Below are 12,953 nucleotides of genomic sequence, written 5' to 3'. Positions count from 1 at the left end.
TGAGGAGTGCGGTGTGGAGGGCTGCGTCGAGGAGGGCGGGGTGGATGGTGTGGCCGGTGGTGTCGGTGTTCTCGGGGAGGGTGATGTCGGCGTAGAGGTCTGTTCCGTGTTTCCAGGCGGTGGTGAGGCCCTGGAAGGTTGGGCCGTAGTGGTAGCCGCGTGCGTGCAGGTCCTCGTACAGACCGGTGACATCGACCGGTTCGGCACCTGGGGGCGGCCAGGTCGCTGACGGCTGGAGCGGTGCCGGCTGGTGCTGGGTGAGGGTGCCGTCGGCGTGCTGGACCCACTCGGCCTCGGTGTCCGTGCGCGAGTTAATGATCAGGGTGCGGGTTCCGTCGCGGGCGGGCTCCAAGGTGAGATGGAGTTGGCGGGGTGTGGTGGGGTCGAGGGTGAGGGGTGCGTGGAGGGTGAGTTCGGTGAGGTGGGGGTGGCCGGTGTGGAGTCCTGCGTGCAGGGCGAGGTCGACGAGGGCGGCGCCGGGGAGGAGGACGGTGCCGGCCACGGCGTGGTCGGCGAGCCACGGGTGCGTGCTGAGGGAGAGCCGGCCGGTGAAGAGGGTGGTGGTGTCGGCGAGGTCGATCCGCGCCCCGAGCAGCGCATGCTCAGCCCCCGACAGGCCCAGAGACGTCGCGTCCTGGAGGCGGGATGAGGACTTCAGCCAGAACGACTCGCGCTGGAACGGATACGTCGGCAGATCAACCGCTTGCGACGACTGAGGGAGGAACCTTGTCCAGTTGATGGGGGTGCCGGTGGTATGCGCGTAGGCGGCGGAAGTGAGGAGCTGGGTCAGCGTGCCTTGCTGCCGGCGGAGGGTTCCGATGACCGTGGCATCGGATGCGGTCTCGGTGTCGGTGGTGTCCTGGATGCCGATGGTCAGGACCGGATGCGGGCTGGACTCGATGAACAACCTGTAGCCGTCGGCGAGGAGGGCCCGGGTCGTGGTCTCGAACCGGACCGTCCCGCGCAGATTCTGGTACCAGTACGCGGCGTCCATCGTGGTGGTGTCGGTGACACGCTCACCCGTGACCGTCGAGTAGAACGCAATGTCCGTCACCGCCTGTGGGGTGACCGGGGCAAGCAGCTCGGCGAGTGTGTCCTGGAGTTGGTCGATGTGGGGGGTGTGGGAGGCGTAATCGACATCGATACGCCGCGCCCGCACATCCGCAGCTTCGTAGTGGGCGAGCACCTCCTCCAACGCTGTAACGTCACCGGCGATGACGGTGGACGCAGGCCCGTTGATGGTAGCGATGGTCAAAGTGGGCGCGTGGGTGTCGAGGTGGGCCTGGACCTCCGCCGCGGGCAGGGGAACCGAGACCATTCCGCCGGTGCCGGCGAGTGCGGTCAGGGCTTTGGAACGCAGGGCGGTGATACGGGCGCCGTCCTCAAGAGTCAGAACCCCGGCGACCGTGGCCGCCGCGATCTCGCCCTGAGAATGACCGACGACCGCATCCGGTACGACTCCCAGCTCGGCCCAGGCTGCGGCCAGTGACACCATTACCGCCCAGAGGACCGGCTGGACCACATCCACCCGCTCCAGCGACGCCGCACCCTCCACCTCGTTCAGGACATCCCACAGACCCCAGTCCGTGAACTCCCCAAGCACCACCGCACATTCATCCAAACGCTCCCTGAACACGGGCAGTTCAGCGGCGAGTTCCACCGCCATTCCCGCCCACTGCGACCCCTGACCCGGGAACACCAGCACCGTCCGCCCCGCACCCGCCCGAACCTGACCCGACACCACGAACGGCGACGGCTCACCAGCCGCCAAAGCCCGAGCCCCGGCCAGCAACTCCTCCACCGACCCACCAATCAGCACCGCACGATGGTCGAACCGGGCACGCGACGACACCAACGCCCGCCCCACCGCCACCGGATCAGCACCCGCCAACGACCCCAACCGCAACGCCTGCGCCCGCAACGCCACAGCCGACCTCGCCGACACCACCCACGGCACAACACCCAACTCCCCCGACCCCGCGACACCCGCCCCCAGCGCCGGCGCCTCCTCCACAATCACGTGAGCGTTCGTGCCACTCATGCCGAAAGAGGAGACACCTGCCCGGCGCGGGCGCTCCACGTCGGGCCAGGGACGTGCCTCGGCAAGCAGTTCAACCGCTCCGGCCGTCCAGTCAACATGCGCCGACGGCGTATCCACATGCAGCGACTGCGGCAGCACCCCGGCCCGTATCGCCATCACCATCTTGATCACACCCGCCACACCCGCGGCGGCCTGCGTGTGACCGATGTTCGACTTGACCGACCCCAGATACAGCGGCCGGTCCCCCGCACGCCCCTGCCCGTACGTCGCAAGCAGCGCCTGCGCCTCGATCGGGTCACCCAGCCGCGTGCCGGTGCCGTGCGCCTCGACCGCGTCGACCTCGGCCGCAGTCAGTCCCGCCCCGGCCAGCGCCTGACGGATCACCCGCTCCTGCGACGGACCGTTCGGCGCCGTCAGACCATTACTCGCACCGTCCTGATTCACCGCCGAACCCCGCAGCACCGCCAGCACCCGATGCCCATGACGCTCCGCATCCGACAACCGCTCCAACACCAGCAGCCCGGCACCCTCACCCCACCCCGTACCATCAGCCGCATCCGCGAACGGCTTGCAACGACCGTCCACCGCCAGGCCCCGCTGCCGACTGAACGCGATGAAGGGTGCTGGTGCGGCCATGACCGTCACGCCGCCCGCCAGCGCCAGCGTGCACTCGCCCTGACGCAGCGACTGCGCCGCCATGTGCAACGCCACCAGCGACGACGAACACGCCGTATCCACCGACACCGCCGGCCCCTCAAGACCCAACGAATACGAGATACGACCCGACGCGATGCTGACCGAGGTGCTGGTCGCGAAGTAGCCCTCGAGTTCCGGTGCTGCCTGTGATCCAGGCTCGGCCAGGCCCGCTCCGTAGTCCTCGTGCATGACACCGGCGAAGACGCCGGTCCGGGTGCCGCGCAGCGAGTCCGGTGCGATGCCGGAGCGCTCCAGCGCCTCCCAGGCCGTCTCCAGCAGCAGCCGCTGCTGCGGGTCCATCGCCAGCGCCTCACGCGGACTGATCCCGAAGAACGCGGCGTCGAACTCCCCCGCGTCGTGGAGGAATCCGCCGTCCCGTACGTAGGACGTGCCGGAGTTCTCCGGGTCTGGGTGGAAGAGGGCGTCCAGGTCCCAGCCGCGGTCGGTGGGGAAGCCGGACATCGCGTCCGTGCCTTCCGCGACCAGCCGCCACAACTCCTCCGGCGACGACACACCGCCCGGGAAGCGGCACGCCATGCCCACGATCGCCACCGGCTCATCGGCGGCGAAGGCGGTCGGCGCGATTGATGTGGCCGCGTTGTCCGGCGTGTCGGAGCCCAGCAGGCCGAGGCCGGACGCGATGTGGTCGGTCAGCGCCCGTGGTGTGGGGTGGTCGAAGATGAGGGTGCTGGACAGGGTGAGGCCGGTGGCGGAGTTGAGACGGTTACGGAGTTCGACGGCGGTCAGCGAGTCGAAGCCCAACTCCTTGAACGCCCGCCCCGTGTCCACCGTCTCCGGCGACGCGTGTCCGAGAACCGCGGCGGTCTCGCCGCGTACGACGTCGAGCAGGAACCGTTCCCGCTCCGCGGCCGGCATCGCGGCCAGCCGTCCCGCCAGGCCCTTCGCACCGGTCGGCCCGGCGCCGGCGCGTGCCAGTGCCCGACCGGTCGACGGCGCCAGGGCCCGTAGTGGCGCCGGCACCGCGTCGCCGCGCTGGAGCCGTGCCCGCAGCGCGGGCACGTCGAACCCGGCCGGCACGAGTACCGCCGGCTCGGCGCTCAACGCCGTGTCGAACAGGGCGAGTCCCTGCTCCCTGGACAGTGCCCGGATCCCGCCTCGGGCCAGCCGCTGGTGGTCCGCCGTGCCGAGCGCGCCGGTCATGCCGCCGGCGTCGGCCCACATGCCCCAGGCCAGGGACTGGCCGGCCAGCCCCAGCGAGCGGCGGTGGCTCGCCAGCCCGTCCAGATAGGCGTTCGCCGCGCCGTAGTTCGCCTGCCCGGGGTTGCCCAGCACACCGGCCACCGACGAGAAGAGGACGAACGCCGACAGTGCCGAGTCCTGCGTCAGTTCGTGCAGATTCCACGCGGCGTCGGCCTTCGCCCTCAGGACGGTGTCGAGGCGTTCGGGGGTCTGCGCTTCCAGCAGCCCGTCGTCGAGGAGGCCGGCGGCGTGGATCACGGCGGTCAGCGGGTGCTCATCGGGGATCGTGTCCAGGAGTCCGGATACGGCCTGGCGGTCGGCCACGTCGCACGCCGCGACCGTGACGGTCGCACCCAATCCGCGCAGCTCGGCGGCCAGTTCACCGACGCCGTCGGCGGCCGGGCCGCGCCGGCTCACCAGCAGCAGATGCCGCGCGCCGTGTTCCGTGACCAGATGCCGCGCCACCACCGCGCCCAGCCCGCCGGTACCGCCGGTGACGAGAGTGGTCCCGTCGGTGTCGGGGGCGGGCGGCAGTGTCAGCACAATCTTGCCCGTGTGGCGTGCCTGGCTCATGAAGCGGAAAGCCTCGGGCGCGCGGCGCACGTCCCAGGTGGTGACCGGCAGACCGTTGACGAGCCCGGCGTCGAGGAGCGAGACGACGTCCGTGAGCATGGTGCGGATACGCTCGGGATCGCTGCTCGCCAGGTCCAGCAGGTCGAAGGCCTGATAGAGCGTCAGCCGTGGGTGTTCGGCGAGTACTTCACCGGCGTCGCGGATGTCGGTCTTGCCCATCTCGGCGAAGCGGCCACCCGCCGCGAGCAGGCGCAGCGAGGCGTCGACGAATTCTCCGGCCAGGGAGTCCAGTACGACGTCGATTCCGCGTCCACCCGTGGCGGCGCGGAAGTGCTCCTCGAAGTCGAGGGTGCGGGACGACGCGATGTGGTCGTCGTCGAGGCCGAGGGCGCGCAGGGTGTCCCACTTGCTCTCGGACGCGGTGGCGAAGACCTCGGCGCCCCAGTGCTTCGCCAGTTGGACGGCGGCCATGCCGACGCCGCCGGCGCCCGCGTGCACCAGGACCCGTTCGCCGGGGGCGAGCCGGGCGATGTCCGCGAGGCCGAGGTAGGCGGTGAGGAAGGCGATCGGTACGGACGCGGCGTCCTCGAAGCTCCAGCCGCGGGGCAGCTGGGTGATCATCCGCTGGTCGGTCACGGCGTACGGTCCGAACGAGCCGGGGAACATGCCCACGACCTGGTCGCCCGGCGCGATCCCGGTGACTCCCTCGCCGGTCTCGATGACGATTCCGGCGCCTTCGCCGCCCATGGCGGCGTCGCCGGGGTAGACACCCAACGCGATGAGTACGTCGCGGAAGTTGAGGCCCGCGGCACGCATGGCCACTCTCACCTGGCCGGGGCCGGCGGGGGATCCGGCTTCCGGGGCGGGGATGAGTACGAGGTTCTCAAGCGTGCCGCGGGAGCTGGTGTCGAGCCGCCACTCGGTGACTCCCGCCGGTGGGACCATGGCGGCTTGTTCGCCGCTGACACGCGTCAGCCTGAGGATCCGCGCCGTGTCGCCGCGGAGTGCGAACTGGGATTCTCCGGCGGCCAGGACGGCCGCGACGGCGGCGGGGAACGTGGTGCCGAAGTCGTCCGGCAGGTCGCTCGCGGATGCCGGCAGGTCGACGAGGAGCAGCCGGCCCGGGTGCTCCAGCTCCGCCGTGCGGACCAGGCCCCATACCGCGGCGTGCACCGGGTCGGCGCTCTCCCGCTCGTCGGTGGCCATGGCGCCGCGGGTGACGACGGCCAGCCGTGCGCCGGTGAGCCGCTCGTCGGTCAGGTATCGCTGGAGGGTGCCGAGGAGGTGCGTGGTGAGGTCCCGTACGGCGTCGGGGCCGGCCGCGCCGGTGGTGGTCGCGCCGGTGGTGGTCGCCGAGTACGGCAGCAGCACCAGTTCCGGTGCCTGCTCACCGTCCTCGACGGCCGAGCCGAGTGCGGCGGCATCGGGGAACGTACGGGCGCGGGCGCCCAGGTCGGGCAGTGCCGACACGTCGCCGAGGACCACCCAGCCCCCGGTGTCGGCACCGTCGGCGGTGCTCCCGGTGGCCGGTACGACAGCGAGCGGGGACCACGTCGGGTGGTACAGGTCCTCGAAGCGCCGCTTCCCGCCTGCGGCGCCGGTCAGTTGCTCCAGGGTGACGGGGCGGAGGGCGAGGGTGTCGACGGTGGCCACGGGGGCACCGGCCGGGTCGGCGACCCGTACGGTGACCTTCTCGGGGCCCCGGCGGGTGAGCCGTACGCGCAGCGCGGTCGCGCCCGCGGCGTGCAGGGTGACTCCGCTCCAGGCGAACGGCAGCACCTGGGGGTCGCCGCTCTCCCGCCACAGTCCGATGCCGTGCAGCGAGGCGTCGAGCAGGGCGGGGTGCAGACCGAAGCGGCCCGCGTCGTCACCGCCGGGCGGTGACTGGCCGTCGTCCCCGGAGCCGGTGGGCAGCTCGACCTCGGTGTAGAGGTCCTCGCCGGCGCGCCAGGCGGCGCGTACGCCGCGGAACGCCGGGCCGTAGTGGTAGCCGGCGGCCGCGAGGTCGTCGTAGAAGTCCTCGACGGCGAGGGCTTCGGCGGCGGGCGGCGGCCATGTGGTCAGGTCCCATCCGGCGTGGGTCGCGGGGTCGGCCGAGGTGGTGAGTTGGCCGGTGGCGTGCTGGACCCAGTTGTCGTCGGCCGCCGTGTCGTCGCCGCGGGAGTGTACGGACACTGCGCGTCGGCCGGTTTCGTCGGCGGCGCCGATCAGGACCTGTATCTGGACGCCGCCGCGTTCGGGCAGCAACAGGGGTGCTTCCAGGGCAAGTTCGGCGACCTGGTCGCAGCCCACCTCGTGGCCCGCCCGTATCGCGAGTTCGACGAACGCGGCGCCGGGCAGGATGACGGTCCCGCCGACCGCGTGGTCGGTGAGCCAGGGGTGGGTGTCGCGGGCGAGCCTGCCGGTGAGGACGGTTCCGTCGCTGTCGGCGAGGGAGATCGCCGAGCCGAGCAGCGGGTGGTCGGCGGCGGTCAGGCCGAGGCCGGTGGCGTCGGACGCTCCCGGGGGGACGTTCAGCCAGTAGTGGTTGCGTTCGAAGGCGTAGGTGGGGAGCGTGACGCGGCGGGGGCGGGCGGGTGCGAAGATCGCGTCCCAGTCGGCGGTCGCGCCGTTGATGTGGATCCGCGCGACCGCGGTGAGGAGCGAGCGGACTTCGCCGGTGTCCTTGCGCAGGGCGGGGGCGAGGGCCGTCGCGGGCCCGTCGTCGCGCCCGGTGCCGGCGTCGTCGAGGGTGTCCTGTGCCGCCGCTGTCAGGACGCCGCCGGGGCCGAGTTCGAGGTAGCGGGTGACGCCGTCGTCCGCCAGGTGCCGAATGCCGTCGTGGAAGCGGACCGCTCCCCTGACGTGCCGTACCCAGTGCTCGGGCGAGGCCAGTTCGTCGGCGGTGGCCCGCCGGCCGGTCACATTGGTGACGACGGGGATCTCGGGGCGGTGGTACGTGAGTCCTTCGGCGACGCGGCGGAACTCGTCCAGCATCGGGTCCATGAGCGGTGAGTGGAAGGCGTGGCTGACCCGTAGGCGTCTGGTCTTGCGGCCGAGTCCGCCGAAGTGTGCGGCGATCTCCGTCACCGCTTCCTCGTCGCCGGAGACGACCACGGCGCGCGGGCCGTTGAGCGCGGCGACGGACACCTTGTCGCGCCGCGCCGCGTCGTCGACGAACGGCAGTACCTCGTCCTCGGTGGCCTGGAGCGAGACCATGGCGCCGCCCTTGGGCAGGGCCTGCATGAGTCGGCCGCGGGCGGCGACGAGGGCGCAGGCGTCGTCCAGTGAGAGCACGCCGGAGACGTGGGCGGCGGTCAACTCGCCGATGGAGTGGCCGATCAGGACGTCGGGGCGGACGCCGAGGGATGTGACGAGCCGGAAGAGGGACGTCTCCACGGCGAACAGCGCGGCCTGGGTGCACACGGTCTCGTCGAGCAGGGCGGACTCGGGCGTTCCCGGGGCGGCGAACACGATGTCGCGGAGCGGGTGCCGGAGTTCCGTCGCCAGGTGTACGTCGAGTTGTGCGCACGCGGCGTCGAAGGCTTGCGCGTACACGGGGAAGGCGGCGTGGAGTTCGCCGCCCATGCCAGGCCGCTGACTGCCCTGTCCGGTGAACAGGAAGGCGGTACGGGCGAGTCCGCCCGCGGCGGTGCCGCTCAGCAGGTGCGGGGCGGCTGTGCCGGCGGCGAGGGCGGAGAGGCCGCGTACGAACTCCGCACGGTCCTCGCCGACGATCACGGCCCGGTGGCTGAGGCGGGCCCGGGTGGTGGCGAGGGCGTGGCCGATGTCGGCGGGGCGCGCGTCGGGCTCGTCGTCCAGGTGCTTCAGCAGCCGTTCGGCCTGGCCCGCGAGGGCCTTGGCACTGCGTGCGGAGAGCACCCAGGGCAGGGGGCCGGCCGTCGGGGAGGCGCTGCCGGAGGTGGCGTCGGCGGTCTCCACCCCGTCGGTGGTGTCCGTCTCGCCCGTGGTGCCCGCCCCGACGCCGGCCACCGACCCGTCGCCCGTCCCGGAGCCGCCAACCGGCGCACCGCCCGCGGCGTCGGCGGCGGAGGGCTCCTCCAGGAGCACGTGGGCGTTCGTACCGCTGATGCCGAAGGAGGAGACACCGGCCCGAAGAGGTCCCGTCTCCTTGTGCCAGGGGCGTGGCTCGGCGAGCACGGACACCGCGCCCTCGGTCCAGTCCACGTGGGACGTGGGCGCGCCGACGTTGAGCGTGGCGGGCAGGACGCGATGACGCATCGCCATCACCATCTTGATCACACCCGCGACGCCGGCCGCGGACTGCGCGTGCCCGATGTTGGACTTGACCGAGCCGAGCCACAGCGGCTGGTCGTCGCGGCGTCCCTGGCCGTAGGTGGCGAGCAGGGCGCGGGCCTCGATGGGGTCGCCGAGGGAGGTGCCGGTGCCGTGGGCCTCGACCGCGTCGATGTCGGCGGGGGTGAGCCGGGCGTCGGCGAGGGCCTGGCGGATCACCCGCTCCTGGGAGGGGCCGTTGGGTGCGGTCAGCTGGCTGCTGCGGCCGTCCTGGTTGACGGCGGAGCCGCGTACGACGGCGAGCACGGTGTGTCCGAGCCGGCGGGCGTCGGAGAGCCGCTCCACCAGGAGCAGCCCGGCGCCTTCTCCCAGGCTGGTGCCGTCGGCGCCGTCCGCGAATGCCTTGACCCGGCCGTCCTTGGCCAGTCCGCGCTGGCGGCTGAAGTCGATGAGTGACGCGGGGGTCGACATGACGCAGACGCCGCCCGCGAGCGCCTGGTCGCATTCGCCGCGGCGCAGTGCCTGTACGGCGAGGTGCAGGGCGACGAGGGAGGACGAGCAGGCGGTGTCGACGGAGACGGCGGGGCCTTCGAAGCCGAAGGTGTAGGCGATCCGGCCCGAGGCGACGCTGCCCGCGCTGCCGTTGACGATGTATCCGTCGAGGCCCTCGGGGATACGGCCGGCCTGGCCGAAGCGGGAGCCGTAGTCGTTGTACATCACGCCGGCGAACACCCCGGTCCGGCTGCCGCGCCGGGTGAGGGGGTCGATGCCCGCCCGTTCGAAGACCTCCCAGCTGGTTTCCAGCAGCAACCGCTGCTGGGGGTCCATGGCGAGGGCTTCGCGCGGGTTGATGCCGAAGAACTCCGGGTCGTGCTCGTCCGCGTCGTGGAGGAATCCGCCGTGCCGCGTGTAGCAGGTGCCGGAGCGCCGCGGGTCCGGGTCGTACAGCGCGTCGAGGTCCCAGCCTCGGCCGGCGGGGAGTTCGGTGATGGCGTCGGTGCCGTCGGCGACGAGCCGCCACAGGTCCTCGGGGGACCGGGCGCCGCCCGGGTAGCGGCATGCCATGCCGACGACGGCGATCGGCTCGTGGTTCCGGGACTCGGCCTGGTGCAGACGGTCCCGCGTCTGCTGGAGGTCTGTGGTGACCCGCTTCAGATAAGCGCGGAGCTTGTCTTCATTCGCCATGTGCAGCAGTCCCCTTGGCGGCCGGAGTAACCAGAAAGTGTGCAGCCGTACGGGCGGAGCCGAGCGGGTACGGCCGGTCGCCAGAAAGGTCGCCGAAGGCACTTGCGCATCCCTAACCGCGCTCTAAAGAGCGGCCGGGCAGGTCACGGCGGCCTTGGCCTTTAGGAGCGCTGAAGGCTGCTCCCTACCGTCAGCCGGACCGCGACACACGAGGCACGCACCGACGAGAGGATCCCCAACGATGCAGCCTCCCCAGCTGACCCTGAAGGCCGGCACCTCCTGGGCCGCGACGTACGAGCGCTGTGTGCAGTCGGCGCCCGAGGCGTTCGGCCCCGACTACGTACGCAATCGCTGGGCGGACGCCTGGCAGCACGACGGTCGGGCCGCCCCGGCGCTCTCCCCCGTCGACGGCACACCGATTCCGGGGCCGCCGCTGCTGAGCGGCGCAGAGGCGGCCGAAGCGGTGCGCGCGGCGCACCAGTTGCATCAGCAGTGGCGGCGTACTCCGCTGCGGGAGCGTCAGGCGCGTGTCTCGGCGGCGCTGGATTCGCTGGAGGCGCACCGTGACCTGCTGGCGCGGCTGCTGGTGTGGGAGATCGGCAAGCCGTGGAAGCAGGCGTGCGCCGATGTGGACCGGTGTGTCGACGGGGTGCGGTGGTACGTGGCGGAGAGTGAGCGGCAGCTCGCGGGCCGCGCGCCGCTGGACGGCCCGGTGAGCAACATCGCCAGCTGGAACTATCCGATGAGTGTGCTGATGCACGCGATGCTGATCCAGACGCTGGCGGGCAACGCGGTCATCGCGAAGGTGCCGACCGACGGCGGGCTGTCCTGTCTGACGCTGGCCGCCGCGCTGGCCGTACGGGAAGGGCTGCCGGTCTCGCTCATCAGCGGGCGCGGCTCCGCGCTGTCGCCGGCGCTGGTGCGGTCGCCGGAGATCGGTTGTGTGGCGTTCGTCGGCGGGCGGGCCGCCGGGGCGCGGGTGGCGGCCGGTCTCGCGGGCCTGGACCGGAGGCACTTCCTGGAGCAGGAGGGTCTCAACTCCTGGGGTGTGTGGGAGTACAGCGACTGGACGCTGCTGTCCGAGCAGATCCGCAGGAGCTTCGACTACGCGAAGCAGCGTTGCACGGCGTATCCGCGTTTCGTGGTGCAGCGTTCGCTGCTCGACCGGTTCCTCGCGGCGTATCTGCCGGCGGTGCGGGACGTACGGTTCGGGCATCCGCTGGCCGTGGAGCTGCCGGACGATCCGTACCCGGAGCTGGACTTCGGTCCGCTCATCAACGATGCCAAGGCCAAGGAGCTGGCGGATCTGACGGACGGTGCGGTCGCGGGTGGCGGTCTGCCGCTGTATCGCGGGTCGATGGCCGACGGGTTGTTCCTGCCGGGGCAGCAGACCTCCGCGTATCTGCCGCCGGCGGCGATCCTGTCACCGCCGAACTCGTCGCCGCTGTTCCACGCGGAGCCGTTCGGTCCGGTGGACACCATCGTCGTGGTGGACACGGAGGCGGAGCTGCTGTCGGCGATGAACGTCTCGAACGGTTCGCTGGTGGCGTCGGTCTCCTGCGACGACGAGACGACGGCGCTGCGTATCGGCGCGGAGGTCAGGTCCTTCAAGCTGGGCGTGAACAAGCCCCGTTCGCGTGGCGATCGCGAGGAGTACTTCGGCGGTCAGGGCAACTCCTGGCGTGGCGCCTTCGTCGGCGGTGACCTGCTGATGCGCGCGGTGACCCGCGGCCCGGCGGGTGAGCGTCTGCCGGGCAACTATCCCGACTGCACGCTGCTGCCCGGCTGACCGGTACGGACGGCACGGGTGGCACGGACGGCACCCACACCCGCTCGCTCGCACCCGCTCGTACCCGGTCGCGCGTGGCCGGTGGCCGGGCGCTCGCGACGCGCCCTTTCCCGGGAGCAGGGAAAGGCCCGGGCAAGGGCGGCTTTAGCAGGCACGACCAGCATGTCAAGCCGTAGGGCACCTGTGAGAAAGGACCGCCAATGGACGCCTCAGACATCCGAATCCTGTCGGCCGCCTCCGCGCTTCCCGGGCCGCCGGTGGACAACGCCGCGCTGGCCAGGAGGTTCGGCCTCGACAGGCTCTGGGAGCAGTGGGTGGACACGTTCATCGGTACGGGCACCCGGCATCTGGCGGTCGACCTGGACAGCGGCGAGATCACGTCGTCGCTGGTCGACCTGGGTGCGGAAGCGGGCCGGCTGGCCCTCGAACGGGCCGCTCTGCGGTCGTCCGACATCGATGTGATCGTGTTCGCCTCCGCCACACCCGACGCGCTGCTGCCGACCACCGTCAACCTGGTCGCCGAGCGGCTGGGCATCAATGACATACCGAGCTATCAGCTCCAGTCGGGGTGTTCGGGCGCGTACCAGGCGCTGGCGCTCGCCCGGCAGCTGCTCCTCGCCCGTGACTGCCGCAACGCGCTGGTGCTGGGCGGCGACGTGCTCGTGAAGCACTTCGATCTGACGATCGACATGAGCAAACTGCCCCCGGCCGAGCTGGTCAACATGCTGCTGTTCGGGGACGGGGCGGGTGCCGCGGTCCTCACCCGGGACAAGCTGCCCGGCACGACCGCGCTGCGCCGTGTCGTGCACCGGGTGACCGGGGAGGGGCGTGCACCGGGACAGTCGGTGGAGTGGTTCGGCCTGGCGGACCGGCATCTCGACAAACCGGCCGCCCAGGAGGACTACAAGGCGATCGAGGAGTCGGTGCCGCTGATGTCCGCGGAGATCGTCAAGGAGATCCTGGACGATCTCCACTGGACGGAGCACGAGGTCGACTATCTGCTGCCGCCCCAGCTGTCCGGGAAGATGGCCGAGCGTGTGACGGAGACGCTGAACATGAGCGGCGCGGAGGAGATCACCTGCGTGCGGGAGACCGCGAACACCGGGAACGCCGTGCCGTTCATCCAGCTGGAGCGGGTGCTGCCGCAGATGGTCGGCGGTGACCGGGCGCTGGGCATCACGGTGGAGTCCAGTAAGTGGATCAAGGCGGGCTTCGCGCTGGAGAGGGTCTGAT

Annotated in this window: 3 protein-coding genes; 2 read left to right on the top strand and 1 reads right to left on the bottom strand. The window is 71.6% G+C overall.

What is annotated here, in order from left to right; all coding sequences use genetic code 11:
- On the bottom strand, positions 1-9,931 hold a 9,931-nt coding region (locus tag ACFUN8_RS27705), incomplete at its 3' end, for an SDR family NAD(P)-dependent oxidoreductase (RefSeq protein WP_383643073.1).
- Positions 9,932-10,172: 241 nt separating this feature from the next.
- On the opposite strand from ACFUN8_RS27705, the gene ACFUN8_RS27700 reads away from it, so the two are divergent.
- Together ACFUN8_RS27700 and ACFUN8_RS27695 are read left to right on the top strand one after the other, a co-directional pair.
- Positions 10,173-11,720, top strand: a complete 1,548-nt coding sequence (locus ACFUN8_RS27700) for an aldehyde dehydrogenase family protein (RefSeq protein ID WP_383643070.1) — start codon at positions 10,173-10,175, stop codon at positions 11,718-11,720.
- Between the two features lie 200 nt (positions 11,721-11,920).
- Entirely contained in the window at positions 11,921-12,952 is a 1,032-nt protein-coding gene (locus ACFUN8_RS27695) for a 3-oxoacyl-ACP synthase III family protein (RefSeq protein WP_383643067.1), read from the top strand.
- Position 12,953: the final 1 nt, after the last annotated feature.

The sequence above is a fragment of the Streptomyces sp. NPDC057307 genome, from assembly GCF_042667665.1.
In the GTDB taxonomy this organism is placed as follows: Bacteria; Actinomycetota; Actinomycetes; order Streptomycetales; family Streptomycetaceae; genus Streptomyces.
This window is presented reverse-complemented; position numbering and strand designations above follow the sequence as displayed.

Excerpts from the sequence above, each read along its gene's own strand:
- ACFUN8_RS27700 (WP_383643070.1), top strand. The coding sequence starts at position 10,173 with ATGCAGCCTCCCCAGCTGACCCTGAAGGCCGGCACCTCCTGGGCCGCG.
- ACFUN8_RS27695 (WP_383643067.1), top strand. The coding sequence starts at position 11,921 with ATGGACGCCTCAGACATCCGAATCCTGTCGGCCGCCTCCGCGCTTCCC.